A 23668-nucleotide genomic window follows, 5' to 3' on the forward strand; every position below is an offset into this window, starting at 1 on the left:
CACTCCCATGCTTCTGTCCCGGCGTCTCGCCACCGGTCTCGGCGCGATCGTGGCGACGACCGTCGTCACGGCAGCCGTGCCCCTGGCCGGGGTGGCCGCACCCGCCCCGGCCGATGCCGCCGCCGCGCGTGACGCCACCTCGTGGCTGGCCGGTGAATTCGCCGACGGCACGCTGCCCGGACCGTACGGTGGCCAGGACTGGGGCCTGACCATCGACGGGATCATCGCGATGTCCGCCACCGGCGGGTCGGCACCGACGCGACAGGCGGCGACCGGGCAGGTCGCGGCGCACGTCCGGTCCTACAACAGCTACGACGACTGGGGCATCGAGGGTTTCACCGACGGCGGGGCGACCGCGAAGCTGCTCTACGTCGCGTCCGCCGCCGGTGCCGACCCCACCGACTTCGGCGGGTACGACCTGCGGGCGGTGACGCTGTCCCTGCTGGCCGGGGCGGACGCCGGTCACCAGCGGGGACGGATCACCAGCCGTGTCACGGCCGACAGTGGACCGGACGCCAGCAACACCTTCGACCAGTCCTTCGCCGTGCTGGGTCTGGCCCGCAGCGGTGACCTGCCGCAGGACACCGTCGACTTCCTCGTCCGGCAGCAGTGCGCGGCCGGAGGCTTCCGGCTCTACCCGGACACCGCGGACGGCCCTTCGCCGTCCTGCGACGAGCAGCCGGGCGCGACCCTCGACGTCGACTCGACGGCGATGGCCGTGCAGGCGTTGCTGGCCGCCGCCGACGCCGGTGCCACCGGGGCGAGCGACGCCGCCCGCAGGGGCGCGGACTGGCTGGTGGGGCAGCAGCACGCCGACGGTTCGTTCGGCGGTTCCGGCCCGACCACCGGCGCGAACTCCAACAGCACCGGGCTGGCCGGGCAGGCGCTCGCCGCTGCCGGCCGGGACAGCCAGGCCGCACAGGCCGCACACGCGGTGGCCGGGGTGCAGCTCACGGCGGCGAACGGTGGTGCTGCCGCCGGTGACGCGGGGGCGATCGCCTACCACGCCGAGTCGTTCACCAGCGCCGTCACGGCCGGGATCACGGACACCGACCGGGACCAGTGGCGCAGGGCCACCGCGCAGGCCCTCCTCGGACTCGCCCAGGTGCCGCTGGGCCGCATCGGTCTCGACCTGCCGCCGACGTCGCCGACGCCGACCGGCACCGCGACTCCGACGCCGACCACCTCTGCCACTCCGACCACCTCTGCCACACCGACACCGACGACGACCCCGGCCGGTCCGAGCCCGAGCGCCACCGGTAGCCCGGCGACGCCCTCCCCCACCGTGTCATCGACCGACACCGCCGCGCCGACCACCACCCCGGCCGCTCCCCCGCTGCCCGGTCTCCCCACCACCGGCGCGGCGATCATCGGGTACGTGCTGGTCGCATTGCTGCTGATCGGCGGCGGTGTGGTGCTGTTGGTGCTCGGACGTCGACGGCGGGCAGCATGAGCAGCCGGGCCGCTCATGCCGCGACGATCGCCTTCACCGCGGCGATCACCGTGTCCTGGCCGGGCAGCCCGGCCGCGGCTGCCGGGTCGGCCGGCTACTGCCCGGATGCCTCCGGCGTCACCGTCGTGGTCGACTTCCACGAGCTGGGCGGCGGCGCGGTGGTGCGCTGTGCCTCCGGCAGCCAGGCCACCGGTCTCGCGGCACTCAAGAACGCCGGCTTCGAGATCACCGGCACGCTGCGCTGGGGTGAGGGGTTCATCTGCCGGATCGACGGCAAGCCGTCGGCGGCCTCGGAGAAGTGCGTGGACACCCCGCCGGCCAACGCCTACTGGTCGTACTGGCATGCCGCGAACGGGGGTGGCTGGGCGTACAGCGACAAGGGCGTCCTCAACCGCAAGCCGCCGGCCGGCAGCTTCGAGGGCTGGTCCTTCTCGCTCAACCGCAACGCCAGCGACGCCCCCCGGCCGGGGGTCACCCCGAAACGGCCGGCCCCCACACCTCCATTACCGGCGTCGCCGACCCCACCGGTGGCCGGAGGCGGGCCGTCCGCGCCACCGCCCGCCGCAGGGGGCAACCCGGTCGTCCCACCGGTCGGTGGAGCCGGTCGGACCACCGCCGTGCCTCCCGCCGACACACCGGGCACCGCCCCGGTGGGCACGGCGGCACCCGGCGTGTCGGCGGCGGCACCCTCGACATCGGCGGCGGCGGCGACACCCGGAGGTGTCACCGGCTCATCGGGCGGTACGGCCGGCGATCCGGCGGTGACCGAGGTCGCCTCCTCCGACAGCGGCGACGGTGGGCTGCCGCTGGGCACGATCGCCGGGGTTCTCCTGCTGGCCGCGCTCGCCGCGGGCGGCGTGGTCACCGCCCGGCGACGGCGTACCGCCGACCCCGATGACTGACCGTCGGGCCGGGGCTGACGCGGCTACGGCCGGTCCGGGGCGCGAGCTGCGCCCCTGGTCGGCCGCGCGGCTACCCCGGGGGTTGCATCCGGGCGCATGGTGGTTGTGGGCGCTCGGCCTGGCCACGGCGGCCAGCCACACCACCAATCCGTTGCTGTTGGCGCTGCTCGTCGCCGTCGCCGCGCTGGCGGTGATCCGGCGGCGCACCGATGCGCCGTGGGCGCTGGCGTTCCGGATGTACCTCGTCCTCGGCGCGGTGATCATCGTGATGCGGGTGGTGTTCCGGATCGTCTTCGGTGGCGGGCAGGGCGAGCACCTGCTGGTGTCGCTGCCGGAGATCCCCTTGCCCGAGTGGGCGGCGGGCATCCGGTTGTTCGGGCCGGTCGCCGTCGAACAGGTCCTCGGCGGCTTCTATGACGGGCTTCGACTGGCCACGATGCTGGTCTGCCTGGGTGCCGCCAACGCGTTGGCCAACCCGAAACGGCTCCTCAAGGCCGTTCCCGGGGCTCTGTACGCGGTGGGCACGGCCGTGGTGGTGGCGCTGTCGGTCGCGCCGCAACTGGTGGAGAGCGTGCTGCGGGTACGTCGGGCGCGTCGGCTGCGCGGCGCGGCCGGCCGGGGCATGCGTGCGCTCCGGGGAATTGCCCTGCCGGTGCTGGCCGACGCCCTGGACCGGTCGTTGGCGCTCGCGGCGGCGATGGACTCGCGCGGCTACGGCCGCACCGCGGCGGTGCCGGCCGGTCAGCGTGCCGTGACGGGGGCGCTGGTGCTCGGTGGGCTGGTCGGTGTCTGCGCCGGCACGTACGGGCTGCTCGACACCACCGGATCCGGCTACCTGGGCCTGCCGATGCTCCTTGCCGGCCTGGCCGTCGCGGTGACCGGGATGCTGCTGGCCGGCCGGCGGGTCCGGCGTAGCCGCTACCGCCCGGACCGGTGGCGTCCCGCCGAGCTGCTGGTGGCCGGGTGTGGTGTCGCCGCTGCCGCGTTGACCCTGCTCGCCGGTTCCGTCGCCCCGGAGTTGCTCTATCCTCCGGTCAGCCCGCTCACCTGGCCCGAGCTGACGCCGCTGATGCTGCTCGCCGTCGTGGCAGCGGCGGGGCCGGCCTGGCTGGCACCGCCACCGCCCGGGTCGCCGTCGACCCGGGCGCCGATGGCGGACACACCGGTCAGCGCCGTCTCGACACCCACCCGTGTCAGCGACCCGGCGACACCCGTACCCGGAGGTCACCCGTGATCACATTCGACCGGGTGACCGTCCGCTACACCGATGACGGTCCCCCGCCGCTGCGTGAGGTGAGCCTGCGGGTCGAGGAGGGCGAACTGTGCCTGGTCGCCGGCCGTACCGGTGCCGGCAAGTCGACGCTGCTGCGGGCGATCAACGGGCTGGTGCCGCACTTCACCGGCGGCACCCTGTACGGCAGCGTCACCGTCGACGGTCGGGACACCCGCCGGCACCCGCCCCGCGATCTCGCCGACGTCGTCGGTGTGGTCGGTCAGGACCCGCTGTCCGGGTTCGTCACCGACACCGTCGAAGAAGAGTTGGCGTACGGCATGGAGCAGTTGGCCCTGCCGGCGGCGGTGATGCGTAAGCGGGTGGAGGAGACCCTCGACCTGCTCGGCATCGCCGAGCTGCGGCACCGGCCGCTGCGGACGTTGTCCGGTGGGCAGCAGCAGCGGGTCGCGATCGGCGCGGTCCTCACCAGCCACCCCCGGGTGCTGGTGCTCGACGAACCCACCTCCGCCCTGGACCCCACCGCCGCCGAGGATGTCCTCGCCGCCGTCACCCGGCTGGTGCACGACCTGGGCGTGACCGTGGTGCTTGCCGAACACCGTCTGGAACGGGTCGTGCAGTACGCCGACCGGCTGCTCTACCTGCCCGGCGACGGCCGGGTGGTCGACGGGGAGCCGGCGACGGTGCTGGCCGGTGTCGACCTCGCACCACCGCTGGTCGAGCTGGGCCGGCTGGCCGGGTGGACGCCGCTGCCGCTGTCGGTCCGCGACGCCCGCCGACAGGCCGGTTTCCTGCGTCGACGGCTCGCCGGCACGGCACCTCCCGACCCGACGTCGACCCCGGATACTCCCCCGGTGCTGGCCGCCCGGAAGGTCGTCGTGCGGTATCCGGGCACGGTGGCCGTGGCCGGCGTCGACCTCGACCTGCATCGCGGCCGGGTCGTCGCGTTGATGGGTCGCAACGGATCCGGTAAGTCGAGCCTGCTCTGGGCGGTGCAGGGCAGCGGCCCGCGGCACCGGGGCACCGTCACCGTCGATGCCGGTGAGGGGCGGAGTCCTGTCGATCCGAAGCAGCTGTCGGCTGGCCAGGCCCGCCGGCACGTCGGACTCGTCCCGCAGACCCCGGGAGACCTGCTCTACCTGGAGACGGTGGACAGCGAGTGCCACCAGGCCGATCGGGAGACCGGCGCGGCGGCCGGCACCTGCCGCGCCCTGCTCGACCGGCTCACCCCCGGTCTGCCCGGCGACCGGCACCCCCGTGACCTGTCCGAGGGGCAACGGCTGGCGCTCGTACTCGCGGTGCAGCTCACCGCCGCCCCACCGGTGGTCCTGCTCGACGAGCCGACCCGAGGTCTGGACTATCTCGCCAAGCGACAGTTCGTGGACCTGGTTCGCGGGCTGGCCGCGGCCGACCGGGCGGTGGTGGTCGCGACGCACGACGTCGAGCTTGTCGCGATCCTCGCCGACCGGGTGATCGTGATGGCCGACGGGGACATCGTGGCCGACGGCACCACGGCCGAGGTGATGCTCGCCTCACCGGCGTTCGCCCCACAGGTGGCCAAGGTCCTCGCCCCGGCGCCGTGGCTGACGGTCGAGCAGGTCACCGCCGCGCTGGGTCCGCCCCGGGAGCCGGCATGAGTGTGCTGCGGGTCGCGCCGCGCACCGCCGTGGTGCTGGCCCTCGCCTCCGCCGCCGCGTTGGCGACCTTCACCTGGCCGTTCTTCATTCCCGCGCATCCGGAGGGCACCGCCCGCACCGGGGAAGCCCCGCTGGTCTTCCTCGTCATGCTGCCGGTGCTGGTGGCGCTCGTCCTGGCCGAACTCAGCTCCGGTGGCATCGACAGCAAGGCCCTGGCGATGCTCGGCGTGCTCGCCGCCGTCAACGCCGCGCTGCGCCCCCTGGGCGCCGGCACCGCAGGCATCGAAACCGTGTTCTTCCTGCTCGTCCTCGCCGGTCGGGTCTTCGGGCCGGGTTTCGGTTTTCTCCTCGGTTCGACGTCGCTGTTCGCCTCCGCGCTGCTCACCGCAGGGGTGGGTCCGTGGTTGCCGTTCCAGATGTTGTGCGCCTCCTGGGTGGGTCTCGGTGCTGGTCTGCTCCCCGCGCGGCTGCGCGGCCGGGCTGAGGTTGCCGTCCTGGCCGGGTACGGGGCGTTCGCCGCCTACGGCTACGGCCTGCTGATGAATCTGTGGTTCTGGCCGTTCAGCCTGGGCGCGGACACTCAACTCTCCTACGTCGCCGGTGCGCCGGTGCTGGACAATCTGCACCGCTTCGCTGTGTTCACGGCCGTCACCTCGACGTTCGGCTGGGACACCGGACGAGCCATCACCACCGCCGTGGCGGTCGTGCTGGCCGGCCCGGCGGTGCTCGCCGCGCTGCGGCGGGCCGCCCGGCGGGCCGCGTTCGACGCCCCGGTCACCTTCGCCGCCCCCGTGCTGACACCGGCTCCGTCAACGACCCTGCCGCCACCCGGGACGCCGGTGGCGGCAGCGGAGGGCGTGACGGGTTCCGCCGTAGGCGTGGCCTCACCTACCGGCCGAGGGCGGGATGCGGTGCGACCGGCGGACTGACCTGGCGTGGACAGGCTGTTTCCTGGCGTTGGTTCGCCCGGGCGGAGTCACGTCCGGGCGTCGGCAGAGGGAACCCGGTGGGAATCCGGGACCGCCCCGCAGCGGTGAGTGGGAACGACCGCCGTCATCAGCACTGGGCCCACCGGGGCCTGGGAAGCGACGGCCAGGAGGTGGTTGCGCTGTCATCGGCATCGCGGCTGGCGCCTGAGCTTCCGCCCGGCCGGCACCTCCGTCTCGATCCTGCCGCGAGGTGGGCAGGCATACGCCGCAAGCCCCTCCTGTCAACGGCCAATCGGATTTCCCCGTAGGCGGCCAGTAGTTCTCCCGGGGCGGCCAGGGCCACACCGCGGGCCAGGTTCACCACCACGATGAGCAGCCGCCGGTCGAGCCGGTCGACATAGGCCCCGCTCACCAGAGCGAACAGCAGCCAGGGCAGTTGCTGGGAAAAGGCGGCACCGGCGACCAGCCGGGCATCGTTGCTGACTGACGCGACCAGCAGCGGTCCGGCGGCCATGGTGACACCGTCACCGATGTTCGACACTGCCGAAGCGGTCCACAGCCGGATGAAGTCCGCGCCGAGACGCGCGGATACAAGGGAACGCAAAAGAACTCCTCGAGCCAGATCGGAAACGGTCGGATCCAGGGACCGTCTCGCGGCGAGGAGCACCGCGCCGCCGGGCTACCCGACGGGGATGAGCAATGAGCGGGCGGTCTGCTCTCGCAGCGAAACGACGACCGTCACCATGCCGAGGCGCATCTCATCTCCCATCCGTCACTCAACGTGTTCGATAGACTACCATCGACGCAACATTCGGCCCCCGGGGCGCGGGGAGGCGGTTACCGGCTATGCCTGACCATTGACGGAGGTCGATGCAGAGCCGCCGTGGTCGTCGGTCATCAGGCCGTTCACCGTGACCTCCCGGAAGGAGTCCCAGCCCTCGGCGACATAGACGGTGGCCTGCCAGGCGACCGGCCCGGCCGCGCAGGGCACGTCCACCTCGCCCGCGCCGAACCGGAACGGCATCAGCTGCACCACGGTGGAGAGCATGTGGGCGGTGCCGGTGGGCTGGGTGCAGGTCACCGTCCCGTTCACCTGGATCTCCCGGTCGGAGAGGGCGTAGAAGCTGGTCACCGTGATCTGCGCGGTGGTGGTGACCTGCCGGGCCGGTGGCGCGGGGGCGGCCTGCGCGGGCGGGGCCACGGTCAGACCCGCCGCGAAGACAGCGGCGGTGACCAGCATAACGCGGACGGACCCACGAACCATGACGTCGACTCTCCCGGACTGGTGCGGTACCGACCCGGCGGCGGTTGCCGCCGAGGGGTCCGATTCTCGCAGCACAGTGTCATCATGTGCAATCACAGCGTGACCAGAACGTTGCCATTCCTCGATCACCTTGGATTCACTCCGGTCGCTACCGGGCAGCACAGTGACGGCAGAGCCCGTGTCCGGACGCGAAGGGCGCAGGTCCCAGGCGGCGAAGCGACGTTTGAGCCGGGGTCCGGCCGCCTCGGCGTCGGCGGTGAAGGCGGCGAGGGACGCCCCGGTCGGTGCCCAGCCGCCGCTACAGTACCAACGTCACACCTGGGTCATCCGTCCCGACCGGACAGCGCGGCCACCAGCACCGCGAGGTTGTACTGAGCAGTGGCCAGTTCGGAGAGGACCTCGGTGAGACCAGCCGCGGCGAGGCGGTCGAAGATGTCCACCGCCTCGGTGATAGCGGTCGTCGCTCGAACACCAGGCCACGCCGCCCCAGGCAGTCGGCGTAGGTAGTCAGTCTCCGGGCCAGGTCGCGCAGCCGGTCCGCGGTAAGCGTCCACAACCGGTCCATCGGCTCCTGCGCGGCGAGGAATGCCAGCGAAAGGCGACTGCCCGCAGACAGGTGCATTGCAGTACGCGTCGAGAGCTGCGGCCGACCACACCGTCAGTCTCCGGCCAGATCAGACACATTGACTCGCAGTGCCCGAGAACTGCGGAGAGTAGCGCTTGTCGTGGATGTGTTTAGAAAACTGCCTCGACGGAAGAGAGTAGTCGTCCACATCCATCGAAGGATATGACAGTGATAGACACCCGGCGGCCTACGGCGTTGCTGACGGTCCTCGCCCTGACTGCTACGGCCGCGGTAGCCGGTTGTGGCGGGATCGGTGGCGGCGGAGGCGGCGGGGCGAAGGGTTCCGGGGCACTGACCACGATGGGTTTCGGCCTGTCCGACGAGATCGCGGAGTCCCGTGTCGACACGTTCAGGAAGGCCAACCCGGACGTCAAGCTGACGATCACCGAGGGCAGTTTCGACGAGCAGCAGTTCCTCTCCGCGGTTGCCTCGGGTAATCCGCCGGACCTGGTCTACCTGGATCGGAAGTTGATCGGCACCTACGCCCTCAGTGGTGCGGTCCAGCCGCTGACGGACTGCGTGCGGGAGCACGGCATCGACCTGGGGCAGTACCGGCCGGACGCGCGAGCCCAGGTCACCCTGGACGACACCGTCTACGGCATCCCGGAGTTCTCCAGCGTCCGGGTGCTCTACCTCGACGAGACGGTCCTCACGCAGGCCGGGCTCAGCGCCGACCAGGTCGACGTGGCCGAGTGGGCGACCCTGCCCGCGCTGGCGACCAGGCTGGCCCGGGTGGACGGCGGCAAGGTCACCCGGATCGGCCTGGACCCGAAGGTCCCGGAGTTCCTGCCGATGTGGGTCCGGGCCAACGGCGGTGAGATGATCTCCGCCGACGGCCGGACCGCGAAGCTGGACGATCCATCGGTCATCGAGGCGGTACGGACCGCCACCTCGCTGATCGAGGCGCAGGGCGGCTGGGGGAACGTCAAGTCCTTCCGGGACACTTTCGACCTGTTCGGCGCGAAGAACCCGATCGCGCGACACCAGATCGGGGTGTGGCCGCTGGAGGACTGGTTCCTCAACCAGATCGCGAAGAACTCCCCCGACGTCCCGTTCGTCGTCAAGCCGTTCACCGACCGCCAGGGCAAGCCTCTGACCATGGCCAACGGTCAGGCCTGGGTGATCCCCAAGGGCGCCAAGAACCCGGACGCCGCCTGCGCCTTCGCCAGAACGGTGACCGCCACCGACACCTGGATGGCCGCCGCGAACGCCCGACTGGCGGCCCGAAAGGCGCAGAACCTGCCGTTCACCGGCGTCTGGACCGGCAACGTCACCGCGGACAAGAAGATCTTCGACGAGCTCTACCAGCCCAGCGGCAACACCCGGTTCGACGACGCGGTGCAGGTGATCCGGGCGGCCCAGGACGCCGCGTTCTCGCTGCCGGCATCGCCGGCCGGTGCCGAGTTCGACAAGGCGTGGACCGACGGGGTGAACCGGGTGCTCTCCGGACAGGCGCAGCCGGCCGACGCGATGCGCCGGGCACAGCAGGAGGCCACCGCCGCGCTCGACCGGGCGTCGAAGTAGCAACCGCAGCCATGACCAGCCATACCACCGACGACGCCGGGGACGCTGCCCGCCCCCGGCCGACCAGGCGGCCCCGGATGACGCCGACGGCCCGCCGGGAGGCCCGCTGGGCGTACGTCTTCCTGCTGCCGTGGATCGTCGGGTTCCTGGCCTTCACCGCCGGCCCGATGGTCGCCAGCCTCTGGCTCAGCTTCACCGAGTACGACGTGGTCAACGCCCCCCGGTTCACCGGCTGGGACAACTACCAGCGGCTCGCCGCCGACCCGCAGGTGCTGCGCAGCCTGACCAACACGATCTACTACACCCTGCTGCACGTGCCGTTGACCATGGCGATCTCGCTCGGGCTGGCCGTGCTGCTGCGCCGGGTAGGTCGCTGGCAGGGCTTCTTCCGGACCGTGTTCTACCTGCCGGTGATGACCCCGGCGGTGGCTGTCGGCGTGCTCTTCCTGCTGCTGCTCAACACCCAGAACGGTCTGGTCAACCGGGCGCTGGGCCTGATCGGTGTCGACGGCCCGAGCTGGACCACCGACCCGGACTGGGTGCTGCCCGGCATCGTGCTGATGAGCCTGTGGAGCCTCGGCTCCAGCGTCATCATCTACCTGGCGGCGCTACAGAACGTGCCGCGCGACCTCTACGAAGCGGCTGAACTCGACGGCGCCGGCGGCTGGGCACGGTTCCGTCACGTCACCCTGCCGATGATCTCCGGCGCACTGTTCTTCACGCTGATCGTCAACACCATCGCCGGGCTGCAGATGTTCACCGAGGTCTACACCATGTACTTCGGCAACCGGCAGAACGCCGGCTCCTTCAACAGCGACGCGGCCAGCTTCTACGTCATCCGACTGTTCCAGGAGGCGTTCCAGTTCCTGCACATGGGCTTCGCCTCCGCGATGGCCTGGGCGCTCTTCCTGGTCATCGCGCTGATCACGCTGGTTCAGGTCAGGCTGTCCCGCCGGTTCGTCTACTACGAGGGGGACTCGTGAGCAGCGCGGTGCGCCGGGGCGTACCCGGGCAGGTGCCGGGCGCGACGGGAGAGCACCGGCCGGCGGGTGTCGGGCGGGACGGGCCGCCGTGGTGGGCACGGGCGCTGCGGCTGGTCGCCCTGCTCGGTGCCACGGTACTCTTCGTGGCCCCGTTCGTCTGGCTGGTCGCGGCGTCGCTGCGCCCCCGGGCGTACGTCTTCGACACCGGCTTCCTGCCGGTGCCGTTCGCGCCGGAGAACTACCGGACGGTGTGGCAGGCCGTGCCGCTGGCGCAGTGGCTGGGCAACAGCCTGGTGGTGTCGCTTGCCGCCGCCGCCGCGGTGACCATCTCCAGCGCCTGGGTGGCCTTCGGTTTCGCCTACTTCCGGTTCCCTGGCCGCAACCTGCTCTTCGGGCTGGTGCTGGCCACGATGATGCTGCCGTTCGCGGCGACGATGATCCCCACCTACCTGATCTGGTCGAAGGTGGGGCTGGTCGGCACCCAGGTGCCGCTGTGGGCGGGCAACCTGTTCGGCTCGGCGTTCTACATCTTCCTGATCCGGCAGTTCCTGCTGTCGTTGCCCCGGGAGTACTTCGAGGCCGCCCGGGTCGACGGCGCGAGCTACCCGCAGCTGTTCTGGCGGATGGCCTTCCCGCTGATCCGCCCGGCGCTGCTGGTCGCGTTCGTGTTCGAGTTCAAGGCGAGCTGGACGGACCTGCTCAAACCGCTGATCTACCTGCGCGACGAGCCGCTCTACACCCTGCCGAGAGGGCTGAAGGTGATGGTCGACCGGTTCGGCTACGGCGGTGAGCACCAGCAGTGGGAGGTGCTGCTCGCCGGAACGGTGATCTCCACCGTCCCGATGATCATCCTGTTCTTCCTGGCCCAGCGGCACTTCGTCGAGGGCATCGCGACCACCGGCCGCAAGGGCTGAAGCGGCTCGGAGCCGACGACCTCTCAGACAGGAGAACGGATGCGACGCGGCGGTGCGGTGCTGACTCTGATGATGCTGCTGGTCACGGCCTGTGGCCTGCCGCGAGACACGGCGAACACCCTCGCCGACGTCCGCGACGGGGTGCTGAGGGTAGGTGTCACGGAGAACCCGCCCTGGGTGACGGTGCCCGACGAGGGTCCACCCTCCGGCGCCGAGGTGACGCTGGCCGCCCAGTTGGCTGCGGAGCTGGGGGCCGAGGTCGAGTGGTACCCCGGCTCGGAGTCCGAGCTGATGGCCGCGCTGAAGGACCGTGTCCTCGATGTCGTGGTCGGTGGCCTGGACGCCAAGGCACCATGGACGAAGGAGGCGTCGCTGACCCGACCGTACGTCACGACGCGCACCCTGGTGGCCGCCCCCGCGGGCGTCCGCGTACCCGACGATCTCACCGGACACCGGGTGGCCGTGCGGGGTGGCACCGCCGACGTCGCCGCGCTGACCAGCGAAGGCGCTGTCGTCGTGACCGTGGACGAGGTGACCGGCGCAGAGGGTCTGCCCGTCGTCGTCGGCGAGTGGCGACTGGCCGAACTCGGGCTCACCTCCTCACGGCACGAACTCGGCAGCACCGATCACGTGTGGGCGTTACCACCCGGCGAGAACGCGTGGCAGGTCGAGGTGGAGCGGTTCCTGCTGGCACACTCGCACGCCGACACCATGCGGCTGCTGGTCGAGGCGCAGCGGGCGGAGGCCGCCCGATGAGGATGTACGACCGATTCGAACTCCCCCCGGACAAGGCCGCCCTGCACCGGCGTGCGATCCGACTCGAATGGTGGACCATCGCCTTCTTCGTGGCCGCCGTCATCCTCCTCGCGGTGACCCTCGGGCAGTCGCAGGCGATGAAGGCCGCCTGGATCGAGGACATGCTCGGCCTGGTTCCACCTGCGGCGTTCCTCATCGCCGCCCGGTACCGCAACCGTGCCCCGAACGAACGCTTCCCCTACGGCTACCACCGTTCGGTGAGCGTCGCCTTCCTGGCCGGCTCGGTCGCGCTGCTCGGTCTCGGCGGATACGTCGTCTACGACTCCGCTGTACGACTCATCGCACGGGAACGGCCACCGATCGGCCTCATCGAGGTCTTCGGACAACGGTTCTGGCTCGGCTGGCTGATGATCGCCGTCCTGCTCGCCACCATGGTGCCGGCCATCCTGCTCGGCCACGCCAAGCAACGGATCGCCCGCCAACTCCATGACAAGGTGTTGTTCGCCGACGCCGAGATGAACCGCGCGGACTGGCTCACCGCCGGTGCCGCCATCCTCGGCGTGGCCGGCATCGGTATCGGACTGTGGTGGGCCGACGCCGTCGCCGCGCTGATCATCGGCGGGGACATCGTCCGCGACGGAATCCGGACCACCCGCAGCGCGGTGGCGAACCTGATGGACAACAAACCCCGCGTGGTCGACGGCAACCACGAACACCCGCTGCCCCACCAGTTGCTCACCGCCGTCCGGGACCACAACTGGGTCGTCGACGCATGCCTGCGCCTGCGGGAGGAGGGCCACGTCTTCGTCGGCGAGCTGATCGTGGTGCCCCGGGAAGGCACCGACCGGCTGGTCGAACGGCTGGAAGAGTTGCAGCAGTTCGCCCGCGACTTCGACTGGCGCATCCACGACCTGATCGTCGCACCGGCCCGCCGCCTGGAAGCCTGAGTCCGAGAACCCGGATCCGGCCAGCCGGCACCCGACCGGGGCACGATGCTCACGTCGAGGCCTCCAGCGCGCAGCCGGGACCGCCCGGGTTGTCGGCGTACCGGACCACACGGCGCGGTCCCGCGCGGGGCGGGCGACCGTGCCGGCCCTGTTCGGCGTGCCGGTGAGCGCGCCGCGCCCCGCCGAGTACGTGGCGCGGCAGGCGGCCCGGACGCCGTGAGGCGACCCCGGGCCGCCGCCGGCTCTCCGAGGTGGACGAACGCGACGTCGACGTCCGCCACAGGCGCTGCCGCTGCCGACGTGACACCGACGCCCCGAACGGCAGACAGGAAGACAGGCGCTGTCCGGTGCGCTCTGGCCCATTCCGGCAGCCGCAGGGGCACCCGCCGCGCGGCGGGTGCCCCTGCGGGAAGGAACTCTTGCGGGGTGACTACCGGAAGGTGACGTCACTCCTGTTGACCTTGCAGTTGGCGTCGTTCCAGCCCTCGCCGAGGTAGCTGGGTTCGCTGCCCTTGGGCACACCCTTGTACTTGCCGCAGATGGTGGCCGAGCCGATCACGACCACGCGGGTGATCGTGGCGGTGTCGTTCCAGTTGCTGTTGATGCCGGCGAGCATGTCGATGTCGTCGACCAGGACATTGTCGATACGCACGTGGCGGGTGTACGAGGTGGTGCAGTTGCCGCAGCCGCGGTACAGCTTGCCGGACCCCTTCAGGTAGAAGCCGGAGATGTTGACCGTGCCGTTGCCGTTGTGCTGGAAGGTCTTGTCGCTGCCGCTGCGCGCACCGCCACCGATGACGTACGAGGTACCGCCGTTGGTCTGCTTGAAGGTGGCGGCGTCCTCACCGATGTCGTTCCACCACACGTTACGCAGGGTGCAGGTGCCCTCGCAGTGCACACCGTCGCCGGCCGGCGAACCCAGGATCACGTTCTGCAGCGTCCCCCCATTGGCGATCTTGAAAATCGGATCCTGCGACTCACCCTGCCCACCGTCACCGATGCAGCAGTAGGTCTTCATCCCGCCGTCGAAGGTGCCGGAGACGTTGACCGTGCCGGAGATGCCGACCGAGCCGGCCGACGACGGCCACGCCCCGGTCGGCGTGCCCGGGTTGCCGGTCGGGCCGGACGTCGGACTGCTGGTTGGGCCGGACGTCGGCCCGGTGGTCGGGTTCGATCCGCCGCTGGAGTACGTCTCGAACTCGGCGATCCGCGGGGTGCCGGACGCGCTGGTGATGACGAAGGAGATCTTCTTCAGCGACGTCGCGGAGAAGGTGATGGTGCCCGGGGCGCTGCTGCCGCTGGCCAGGACAGCGCTCGTGTCGTTGTTCTTGAGCTGCCAGCCGCTGATCGAGCCGCCGCCCGAGGCCTGCACGATGACGGCCGAGGACACGGTGGTGGCGCTGCCCCACTTGACCGAGACGGTGCCGGTCGAGCCGGCCGGCGACCAGTAGGTGCCGGTGTTGCCGTCGATGACGTTGCCGTAGCTGGTGCCGCTGGCCTTGCTGGAGCCGTCGGCGCCGGCGCCGAGGCTCAGGTTCGTGGCGGCCGAGGCGCTGGGAATCTGCAGCGCCAGCGTGACGACGGCGCCTGCGACCACGGTGGCACCGCCGGCCAGCCACCGCGAGGCGACTTTGCGTCTCATCTGATTCACCTTTCGGACGGGAGCGCCTGGGACGGGAAAGCGCTTTCCCTTGACGATAGAGAACGGTCGATGATGAGGCAAGGGTCACAGACGACGCATCCAACTCCCACCGCGAGAGAACGCCGACAGCTCCAGCAGTACACAGGCGCAGCGACTCTCGCGCCGCACCGGACCCTCCTCCGGGCGGCGGACCCGGGTCGAGCACGGAGGACCCGGCGACACACCGGCGGGGCACGGATCAGCGCAGCGGTCGACATCGACGGTGGCGGGCTTTTCGCGATTCGAGCGAAAGTACGCCGCGGTTCGACAGAAGCCATGGACAGCGGGATCGAAACAGCTTAATGTCTTCGCCATCACGAGAGTGTTTCGGCGAGGTGAACCGGCGGCGCGGTGACCCATCGCTCCCTCCCCCGCTACGGCATCCGGCGCGACGGCGCGCGCCCCGCCCTGGCAAACACAGGTCAGGAAGGGACGGACAGCCAGTGTCCTCACACGATGGCGCGTTCGGCCGACGGACGACGTCGGTCAGCTCCGCACTGCTCCTCATGGCCACGGCCGGGTTGGTCGCCCTCGCCGACCCGGTCCCCGCCCAGGCCCACACCATCAACCCCACCGACTTCCAGCAGGTCACCCTGGCCAAGGGGGAGCCCGAGGTCGGCGAGCCGATGACCATCGCGGTGCTGCCCGACCGGTCGGTGCTGCACACCGCCCGTAACGGCACGCTGCGGCGCACCGACGCGGCCGGCACCACCACCGTGGTGGGCACGATCCCCGTCTACACCCACGACGAGGAGGGCCTGCAGGGCGTCGGGGTGGATCCGAACTTCACCACCAACCGGCACGTCTACCTGTACTACGCCCCGCCGCTGTCCACCCCCGCCGGGGACGCCCCGGCCACCGGCACGGACTTCTCCGCCTGGCAGGGCGTGAACCGGCTGTCCCGGTTCACCGTCAACGCCAACTGGACGCTGAACACGTCCAGCCAGGTCACCATCCTGGACGTGCCGGCCGACCGGGGCATCTGCTGCCACGTCGGCGGGGACATCGACTTCGACGCGGCCGGGAACCTGTACCTGTCGACCGGCGACGACAGCAACCCGTTCGACTCCGCCGGGTACGCGCCGATCGACGAGCGGACCAACCGTAACCCCGCGTACGACGCGCAGCGCAGCGCGGCCAACAGCAACGACCTGCGCGGCAAGATCCTGCGGATCCGGGTGAACGCGGACGGAAGTTACTCGATCCCGGCCGGGAACATGTTCGCCCCGGGCACCGCGCGGACCCGTCCGGAGATCTACGCGATGGGGTTCCGCAACCCGTTCCGGATGAGCGTGGACAGGGCCACCGGGGTCGTCTACGTCGGCGACTACGGCCCGGACGCCGGCACCACCGGCACCCGCGGCCCCAGTGGACAGGTCGAGTTCAACCGGGTGACCGGGCCGGGCAACTACGGCTGGCCGTACTGCACCGGCACCAACACCGCCACCGAGACGTACGCGGAGTGGGACTTCGCCGCCGGCACCGCCGGGGCCAAGTACAACTGCGCCGGCGGGCCGACCAACAACTCGTTCCGCAACACCGGCCTGCCCACCCTGCCCGCAGCACAGCCGGCCTGGATCCGGTACGCCGGTGACGCCGGCAGCCCGACGGAGTTCGGTAGCGGCTCCGAGTCGCCGATGGCCGGCCCGGTCTACCGGTACAGCGCGTCGAACCCGTCCACCACGAAGTTCCCGCAGTCCTTCGACGGCCAGTTCTTCGCCACCGAGCTGGGCCGGGGCTGGATCAAGCCCATCCACGTCAACGCCGACGGCTCCCGGGGCGCCATCGACGCGTCGTTCCCCTGGAACGGCAAGCAGGTGATGGACTCCGCGTTCGGCCCGGACGGCGCGCTGTACGTCCTCGACTACGGCACCGGCTACTTCAACGGTGACGCCAACTCGGCGCTGTACCGGTACGACTACGTCGCCGGTGACAACCGCGCGCCGACGGCCGTCGCCGCCGCCGACCGGACCTCCGGGGCGGCCCCGCTGACGGTGGCGTTCTCGTCGGCCGGGTCGTCGGACCCGGAGGGCGGGACGCTGACCTACTCGTGGGCGTTCGGTGACGGCACCACCTCCACGGCGGCCAACCCCAGCAAGACGTTCGCCACCAACGGCACCTACGACGTCACCCTGACCGTCCGCGACCCGCAGGGCGCGACCGGCACGGCCAGCGTGCGGATCGGTGTCGGCAACACCGCCCCGACCGTCACCATCACCGGCCCGGCGAACGGTTCGCTGTTCTCCTACGGCGACACGGTGCCGTTCAGCGTCACCGTCACCGACCCCGAGGACGGCACCATCGACTGCGCCAGGGTCAGGATGACCTACGTGCTCGGCCACGACCAGCACGGCCACCAGATCACCGCGAAGAACGGCTGCTCGGGCACGATCACCATCCCGGTCGACGGCGAGCACGACGACGCGGCGAACATCTTCGCGATCTTCGACGCCGAGTACACCGACGCCGGCGGGCTGACCACCCACCGGCAGCACACCCTCCAGCCGCGCAAGCGCCAGGCCGAGCACTTCAAGACCTCCTCCGGGGTGACCATCTACGACAAGGCCCCGGCCGAGGGCGGCAGGACCGTCGGCAGCATCGACAACGGCGACTGGATCGCGTTCGAGCCGTACCGGCTGGACAAGGCCACCACGTTCAGCGCCCGGGTCTCCTCCAACGGCGTTGGCGGCACCCTCCAGGTGCGGACGGGTTCACCCACCGGCACCGTGCTGGGCCAGGCGACCGTCCCGGTCACCGGCGGCTGGGAGACCTTCACCACCGTCACCGGCACCCTCTCCGGCGCACCGGCCAGCACCGGCACGCTCTACCTCACCTTCGCCGGGGGCACCGGGGCACTGTTCGACCTCGACACGTTCACGTTCGTCACCGGCGGCACCGCCGGTACCGGGCCGATCGTCGGGCTCGGCGGCAAGTGCCTCGACGTCCGCAACGCCACCACCGCCGACGGCACCCAGATCCAGATCTACACCTGCAACGGCACCGCCGCACAGACCTGGACGGTCACCCCGAACAGCACCGTCAAGGCACTCGGCAAATGCCTGGACGTCTCCGGCGGGGGCACCACCGACGGCACCAGGATCCAACTCTGGACCTGCAACGGCAGCGGCGCCCAGAACTGGTCGGCGCAGACCGACGGCACCCTGCGCAATCCGCAGTCGGGCAGGTGCCTGGACGTGTCCGACAACAGCGCCACCGACGGCCAGGCCGTCCACCTGTGGACCTGCCTGGCCGCCGCCAACCAGAAGTGGACCCTGCCGTGACCCGGCGCGCGGGGCATCCGGCACCCTCCTCCACCCGTTCGGGAGAGTGACATGCGCAGACTCCTTCGACCCGTCCTCGGCGCGGTGACCGCCGCCGCCGCGGTTCTCGCCGTCCCGACGCCGGCCGGTGCGGCCGACGCCCCGTACGACGTGCTGGTGTTCTCCAAGACCGCCGGGTTCCGGCACGACTCGATCGCCGTCGGCACCCAGGCGATCCGGGAACTCGGCACGGCGAACGGTTTCACCGTGACCGCGACCGAGGACGCGTCCCGGTTCACCACCGCGAACCTGGCCCAGTACGAGGCGGTGGTCTTCCTCAACACCACCGGCGACGTCCTGGACGCCGCACAGCAGGCCGCCTTCGAGTCGTACGTCAACGGTGGCGGCGGGTACGTCGGCGTCCACGCCGCCGCCGACACCGAGTACGGCTGGTCGTACTACGGCAGCCTGGTGGGCGGCTACTTCGCCTCGCACCCGGCCGTCCAGCAGGCGAACGTCCGCGTCGAGAACCGGGCGCACCCGGCCACCGGGGCGCTGCCGCAGACCTGGACCCGTACCGACGAGTGGTACAACTACCAGACCAACCCGCGCGCGGGCGCCCGCGTCCTCGCCACCCTGGACGAGTCGTCGTACTCGGGTGGCGCGATGGGCGGCGACCATCCGATCTCCTGGTGCAAGACGGTCAGCTCCGGCCGGTCGTTCTACACCGGTCTGGGGCACACCCAGGCGTCGTACGCGGAGGCGGCGCTCCGCAGCCACCTGCTCGGCGGCATCCGGTACGCGGCCGGTCGGGCGAAAGCCGACTGCCGTCCGGAGACCGGCTACGTCACCCTCTACAACGGGTCGACGGCCGGCTGGTCGCAGGCCGGTCCGGGCAGCTTCGGCAACGCCGACGCCACCCTCACCTCCGTCGGCGGCATGGGCCTGTACTGGTACAGCGCCAGGCAGTTCACCAACTACTCGCTGAAGCTGGACTGGCAGATGGCCGGCGACGACAACTCGGGCGTCTTCATCGGCTTCCCGCCGTCGACCGACCCCTGGTCGGCGGTCGACAACGGGTACGAGATCCAGATCGACGCCACCGACGCGGCCGACCGCACCACCGGCGCGGTCTACACCTTCCAGTCCGCCGACCTGGCCGCCCGGGACGCCGCCCTGAACCCGCCGGGAGAGTGGAACACCTACGAGTTGCTGGTCGAGGGGGAACGGCTCCAGGTCCTCCTCAACGGGCGGAGGATCAACGACTTCACCAACACCGACCCGGCCCGCTCGCTCGCCGGCCACGTCGGGCTCCAGAACCACGGTACGGGCGACGACGTGTCGTTCCGCAACGTCCGGATCAAGGAGTTGGGCGGCACCCCGCCACCGGGCGGCACCACCACCGTGCAGGCCGAGGCGTTCGGCTCGGCCAACGGGGTCAGCGCGTTCGCCAAGGCCGGGGCCAACGGCGGGCAGACCCTCGGCTACGTCGACCCGGGCGACTGGGCCGCCTACCCCGGTCTCGACCTGACCGGGGTCACCTCGGTGCGCGCCCGGGTGGTCTCCGGTGGTCCGGGCGGCACCATCGGCATCCGGACCGGCTCGGCCACCGGTCCGCTGCTCGGCCAGGTGGCGGTGCCCAACACCGGAAGCTGGACCACGTACGCCGACGTCAGCACCACCCTGGCCGGGGTGCCCACCGGTACGCGGACCGTGTACCTGACCTTCACCGGCTCCGGGACCGGCCTGTTCGACGTGGACGACTTCACCCTGGTCCGGGGCGGAGGTACCCCCGGTACCGGGCCGGTCGTCGGGCTCGGCGGCATGTGTCTGGACGTCCGCAACGCAGCCACCGCCGACGGCACCCAGATCCAGATCTGGACCTGCAACGGCAGCGCCGCCCAGACCTGGTCGGTCACCCCGAACAGCACCGTCAAGGCACTGGGCAAGTGCCTGGACGTCTCGGGTGGGGGTTCCGCCGACGGCACGAAGATCCAACTCTGGACCTGCAACGGCAGCGGCGCGCAGAACTGGTCGGCGCAGGCCGACGGCACCCTGCGCAATCCGCAGTCGGGCAGGTGCCTGGACGTGTCGAACAACAGCGCCACCGACGGCCAGGCCGTGCACCTGTGGACCTGCCTGGCCGCCGCCAACCAGAAGTGGACCCTGCCGTGACCCGGTAGGCGGGCGGCCCGTGCCCCCGCTGTCGGACCGGCGGCGGGGGCACGTCCGGTCCTGCGGGCCGGGACGCCTGCGTACCCGCTGAAAGATCCACGACGGGATCCACGGAATTCTCCCGGTCCATGCGTGCCGTCACCGGCCAGCCGAGACCGGATGGCGAGAGGGCTACGCCTGGTCGGCGTTGCGGGGTCTGGTGGCTTCGGCGGCGGCGAGCCGGCGGACCCGGTCCACCTCCGCCGAGCCGGCGACCTGCCGGGCCACCCGGGCCAGCCAGGCACTCTCCGAGGCCAATGAGGCGTCCACGTCCTGGAACGGGTGCTCGGCACGGTAGTCCCGGCCGTGCGCGTGACCGACGAGGGCGGCGGCGATCACGGCCGCTTCCGCTGCTCGACGAGGTGACCTCGCAACTGGACGCCGCCAACGAAGCCGCCCTGCGCGAGGTGATCCAGGAGGTCTCCCGCCGGACCACCGTGGTCGTGGTCGCGCACCGGCTCTCCACGGTCCTCGCCGCCGACAAGATCGTCGTGCTGGAGAACGGCACGGCCCGTTCCGTGGGTTCGCATCCGGAGCTGGTCCGCACCGATGCGCTCTACGCGAGTCTGGCTGCGGAACAGGCGTTGGTCTGAGGCGGGAGGGCACACCATGGGAGCACAGGCGGCAGCCGGCGGGGTGGACGCGGTGGTGGTCGGCTCCGGCCCGAACGGGCTGGCCGCCGCACTGGTGCTCGCCTCGGCGGGGCTGAACGTCCAGGTTCACGAGGCCGGCGACACCACCGGCGGCGGCACCCGGACCGAGGAGCTGACCCTGCCCGGGTTCCGGCACGACGTCTGCTCGGCGGTGCACCCGATGGCCCTCGCCTCGCCCTTCTTCCGTGCCTTCGACCTGGCCGCGCACGGCGTACGGCTGTCGCAGCCGGAGATCCCGTACGCCCACCCGCTCGACGGGGGGCGGGCGGCGCTGGCCTGGCGGGACCTGGACCGCACCGCCGAGGGGCTGGGTCGCGACGGGGCGGCCTGGCGGTCCCTGCTCGGGCCGCTGGTCCGACGATGGTCGGGCGTGGTCGACACGGCCATGTCCGACCTGCGCCGGGTGCCCCGCGACCCGCTCGCCGCACTGCTGCTTGGGCTCCGCACCCTGGAACAGGGCACCCCGGCCGCGGCGGCCCGGTTCCGCACCGAGGAGGCGGCCGCGCTGCTGGCCGGGGTCGCCGCGCACGCGATCGCCCCACCGCGCCGGCTCGCCCCGGCCGGGGCCGGCCTGCTGCTGGCCACCCTCGGCCACGCGGTCGGCTGGCCGGTCCCCGCGGGTGGCAGCTGGGCGATCACCGACGCGATGGTGACCCGGCTACGGCACCTCGGCGGCCGGGTGGTCACCGGCAGCCGGATCGACGACCTGGCCCAACTGCCGCCGGCCCGCACGGTCCTGCTCGACGTCTCCCCCGCCGGCCTGCTGCGCATCGCCGGCGACCGGCTACCCGCCGGCTACGCGCGCAGTCTGCGTTCCTTCCGGTACGGCGGGGCCGCCTGCAAGGTCGACTTCGCGCTCTCCGGGCCGGTGCCGTGGGCGGAGCCGGCATGCGCCCGCGCGGGCACCCTGCACCTGGTCGGCGGCCACCAAGGCCCGGACCGCCGAAACCGCTGTGGTACGCGGCCGGCACCCGCAACGCCCGTACGTGCTCGCGGTGCAGCCCGGCGTGGTCGATCCGAGCCGGGCGCCCGCCGGCAACCAGGTGCTCTGGACGTACGCGCACGTGCCGAACGGCTCCCCGCGCGACGTCAGCGACCAGATCGTCGCCCAGGTGGAACGCTTCGCGCCCGGCTTCCGGGACCTGATCCTGGCCACCCACGTGGTGCCGGCGGCGCAGGCCAGCGCGCACAACCCGAACTACGTCGGCGGGGACATCTCCGGCGGGGCGGTCACCGGGTGGCAGCTGGTGATGCGGCCGGCGGCCCGCTGGGATCCGTACCGGACCCCGCTGCCCGGCGTGTACCTCTGCTCGGCCTCCACCCCACCCGGCCCGGCCGTGCACGGCATGTCCGGAGTGCACGCCGCCGGCCGCGCCCTGCGGCAGCACTTCGGCATCCGGACCGACCCCCTCGACCTGATCCGCGGCGGACACTGAGCGATCCGGGCGACGGCGGCCGCGTCGGGCGGCATCGATCGGCGCGGTGTGCGGGACGTCGGGTCAGCTCCGCTTGCGGCTCGCGATCTCGTCAGCGAGCTGCCGTACCCGGGCGGGGTCCGCGTCCCGGGCAAGGGCGACGTAGTGGTCCATGACGGCCGGTCGGTAACGCACCGGCAACGTCTGTCCCGGGGCGAGTCGGGTGAGCTCGGTGATCGTGAGGTCCTCGTCCGCGACACCGCGGAACGAGATGCCGTCGGCGGTCTCCACGTCGAGCATCAGGACCACGCGTGGCCTGCCGTCGCCGCCGACCTCCCGCCAGTCGACGAGAACACCGAGCGCCAGTACCCCCGTCCGCAGTTCCGCGTTGCGTTTGCGTGCGTCACTGCTCAGGAGCGGGTTCGGGGCGACACCCGGGAAGTCGGGCCCGACGCCGAGCGATTCCCGACTCAGGTCGGGCCTGAGCTGCGCCACCATGTCGTCGAGCTTCTTCTGCCAACCGAACATCCTCACCCCTCACCCCGGTGCCGGAATCTCGGCCTGACGCTCCACCCTCACCATACGTCGTCGCCATCTCCTTCCGGCCTGCGCGTCCCGTCGGATTCACGAGCATGCCCTCGATCAACGACCACTGCCCACCGCCCGGACGGTATCCGTTCCGGCAACCATCGGGATCATGTCCTCACCGGTGTCGGAGAACCGAACCGGACCGGCACGCCGGGCGGGTACAGCACGCTGACCGGCGGCCCGGTCGGCGTCGGCAGTCCGCCGGCGGTGACCAGTTCGTCGTCGAGGTGCAGCAGCTCGGCCCGGTGCAGCGGCCACCGCGGATGCCAGTTCGACAGGTACAGGGTGCGTCCGTAGGCCCGGGTGTGCAGGCCCCACCGGGCGGTGAGGAAGTGCTCCAGCGGGGTCGACCGGCTCGATCTGCACGTACCCCATTCTCCTGCCGCCTCCGACCGGTCGGACGGTCGGCCGGGTGCGTTCCCGGGCGGCGAGGGACGACGGATTCACCCGCCCGGGAGGAAATCGGCTTGCCTCGTCGGCGGAGGGCACCGCGGATGTCGGCGGGCACCTCACGGCGTGCCCGCCCGCGACAGCGGGGGTACCGGACCGGTCCGGTGCATCGATGTCCGGGCGGGGAACGGGTGTCGGGGATGTCGGGTAGTTGACGCGGCGTAGTCGGGTGTCCGCTAGAGGCGGGTGCGGTGTGAGCGGAGTGTGACATCAGCCGACCCGCCACTGCGAGACGAGGTAGT

The 23668-nt window shown here is 71.5% G+C and carries 19 protein-coding genes, 1 pseudogene and 1 riboswitch; of the genes and pseudogenes, 14 read left to right on the forward strand and 6 right to left on the reverse strand.

Going from position 1 to position 23668, the window contains the following annotated elements; translation table 11 throughout:
- The first annotated feature begins 7 nt into the window (after positions 1-7).
- From O7612_RS16385 to O7612_RS16405, 5 genes are read left to right on the forward strand one after another with little or no spacing between them, the layout of a single operon-like run.
- A complete protein-coding gene (locus O7612_RS16385) occupies positions 8-1453 on the forward strand; it encodes a cell wall anchor protein (RefSeq protein ID WP_282265282.1) in 1446 nt (481 codons plus the stop codon).
- A complete protein-coding gene (locus O7612_RS16390; RefSeq protein ID WP_282265283.1) occupies positions 1450-2355 on the forward strand; it encodes a hypothetical protein in 906 nt (301 codons plus the stop codon). The genes O7612_RS16385 and O7612_RS16390 overlap by 4 nt, the downstream gene beginning before the upstream one ends.
- On the forward strand, positions 2348-3589 hold the full coding sequence (locus O7612_RS16395) for a CbiQ family ECF transporter T component (RefSeq protein WP_282265284.1): 1242 nt from the start codon (positions 2348-2350) through the stop codon (positions 3587-3589). Before O7612_RS16390 ends, O7612_RS16395 begins: the two co-directional genes overlap by 8 nt.
- Complete coding sequence (locus tag O7612_RS16400) at positions 3586-5223, forward strand: ABC transporter ATP-binding protein (RefSeq protein WP_282265285.1); 1638 nt, start codon at positions 3586-3588, stop codon at positions 5221-5223. Before O7612_RS16395 ends, O7612_RS16400 begins: the two co-directional genes overlap by 4 nt.
- On the forward strand, positions 5220-6152 hold the full coding sequence (locus O7612_RS16405) for an ECF transporter S component (RefSeq protein WP_282265286.1): 933 nt from the start codon (positions 5220-5222) through the stop codon (positions 6150-6152). The genes O7612_RS16400 and O7612_RS16405 overlap by 4 nt, the downstream gene beginning before the upstream one ends.
- 65 nt (positions 6153-6217) lie before the next feature.
- A riboswitch (cobalamin riboswitch) is annotated at positions 6218-6381 on the forward strand.
- 126 nt (positions 6382-6507) lie between these two features.
- Here O7612_RS16405 and O7612_RS16410 read toward each other — a convergent pair.
- Both O7612_RS16410 and O7612_RS16415 read right to left on the reverse strand, forming a co-directional pair.
- Positions 6508-6756, reverse strand: a pseudogene (locus O7612_RS16410) (MFS transporter); the annotation flags it as partial.
- Positions 6757-6996: 240 nt separating this feature from the next.
- The gene (locus O7612_RS16415; RefSeq protein ID WP_282265287.1) at positions 6997-7416 is read right to left on the reverse strand and encodes a hypothetical protein; all 420 of its coding nucleotides are present in this window, start codon (positions 7414-7416) and stop codon (positions 6997-6999) included.
- Positions 7417-8203: 787 nt separating this feature from the next.
- Between O7612_RS16415 and O7612_RS16420 the strand changes: the two genes are divergently transcribed.
- From O7612_RS16420 to O7612_RS16440, 5 genes are read left to right on the forward strand one after another with little or no spacing between them, the layout of a single operon-like run.
- Complete coding sequence (locus tag O7612_RS16420; RefSeq protein WP_282265288.1) at positions 8204-9565, forward strand: extracellular solute-binding protein; 1362 nt, start codon at positions 8204-8206, stop codon at positions 9563-9565.
- A gap of 11 nt (positions 9566-9576) precedes the next feature.
- Entirely contained in the window at positions 9577-10548 is a 972-nt protein-coding gene (locus O7612_RS16425; protein ID WP_282265289.1) for a sugar ABC transporter permease, read from the forward strand.
- Positions 10545-11462 (forward strand): carbohydrate ABC transporter permease, encoded by a 918-nt coding sequence (locus O7612_RS16430; protein ID WP_282265290.1) that lies wholly within the window; start codon positions 10545-10547, stop codon positions 11460-11462. The genes O7612_RS16425 and O7612_RS16430 overlap by 4 nt, the downstream gene beginning before the upstream one ends.
- A gap of 39 nt (positions 11463-11501) precedes the next feature.
- Entirely contained in the window at positions 11502-12218 is a 717-nt protein-coding gene (locus tag O7612_RS16435) for a transporter substrate-binding domain-containing protein (RefSeq protein WP_282265291.1), read from the forward strand.
- A complete protein-coding gene (locus O7612_RS16440) occupies positions 12215-13165 on the forward strand; it encodes a cation transporter (protein WP_282265292.1) in 951 nt (316 codons plus the stop codon). Before O7612_RS16435 ends, O7612_RS16440 begins: the two co-directional genes overlap by 4 nt.
- Before the next feature lie 430 nt (positions 13166-13595).
- Here O7612_RS16440 and O7612_RS16445 read toward each other — a convergent pair whose 3' ends face one another.
- Positions 13596-14807, reverse strand: coding sequence for a pectate lyase (locus tag O7612_RS16445; protein ID WP_282265293.1), 1212 nt, complete (start codon positions 14805-14807; stop codon positions 13596-13598).
- 545 nt (positions 14808-15352) lie between these two features.
- Here O7612_RS16445 and O7612_RS16450 point away from each other — a divergent pair.
- Both O7612_RS16450 and O7612_RS16455 read left to right on the forward strand, forming a co-directional pair.
- The gene (locus O7612_RS16450; RefSeq protein WP_282273941.1) at positions 15353-18127 is read left to right on the forward strand and encodes a PQQ-dependent sugar dehydrogenase; all 2775 of its coding nucleotides are present in this window, start codon (positions 15353-15355) and stop codon (positions 18125-18127) included.
- Positions 18128-18178: 51 nt separating this feature from the next.
- Entirely contained in the window at positions 18179-20281 is a 2103-nt protein-coding gene (locus tag O7612_RS16455; protein WP_282265294.1) for a ThuA domain-containing protein, read from the forward strand.
- A gap of 171 nt (positions 20282-20452) precedes the next feature.
- Here the strand turns inward: O7612_RS16455 and O7612_RS16460 are convergent, their stop codons facing one another.
- Complete coding sequence (locus tag O7612_RS16460) at positions 20453-20659, reverse strand: hypothetical protein (RefSeq protein WP_282265295.1); 207 nt, start codon at positions 20657-20659, stop codon at positions 20453-20455.
- A 23-nt stretch (positions 20660-20682) separates the two neighbouring features.
- Here O7612_RS16460 and O7612_RS16465 point away from each other — a divergent pair, with 23 nt between their 5' ends.
- Positions 20683-20913 carry a hypothetical protein gene (locus O7612_RS16465; protein ID WP_282265296.1) on the forward strand — a complete coding sequence of 77 codons (231 nt, stop codon included), beginning with the start codon at positions 20683-20685 and terminating at the stop codon, positions 20911-20913.
- A gap of 1046 nt (positions 20914-21959) precedes the next feature.
- Positions 21960-22409 carry a hypothetical protein gene (locus tag O7612_RS16470; protein WP_282265297.1) on the forward strand — a complete coding sequence of 150 codons (450 nt, stop codon included), beginning with the start codon at positions 21960-21962 and terminating at the stop codon, positions 22407-22409.
- Between the two features lie 63 nt (positions 22410-22472).
- On the opposite strand, the gene O7612_RS16475 is transcribed toward O7612_RS16470, so the two are convergent.
- Positions 22473-22922, reverse strand: coding sequence for a hypothetical protein (locus tag O7612_RS16475; RefSeq protein WP_282265298.1), 450 nt, complete (start codon positions 22920-22922; stop codon positions 22473-22475).
- A 161-nt stretch (positions 22923-23083) separates the two neighbouring features.
- Complete coding sequence (locus O7612_RS16480) at positions 23084-23419, reverse strand: DUF2071 domain-containing protein (RefSeq protein ID WP_348774300.1); 336 nt, start codon at positions 23417-23419, stop codon at positions 23084-23086.
- Positions 23420-23668: the final 249 nt, after the last annotated feature.

Source organism: Micromonospora sp. WMMD987 (assembly GCF_029581435.1).
Classification (GTDB): Bacteria; Actinomycetota; Actinomycetes; order Mycobacteriales; family Micromonosporaceae; genus Micromonospora; species Micromonospora rifamycinica.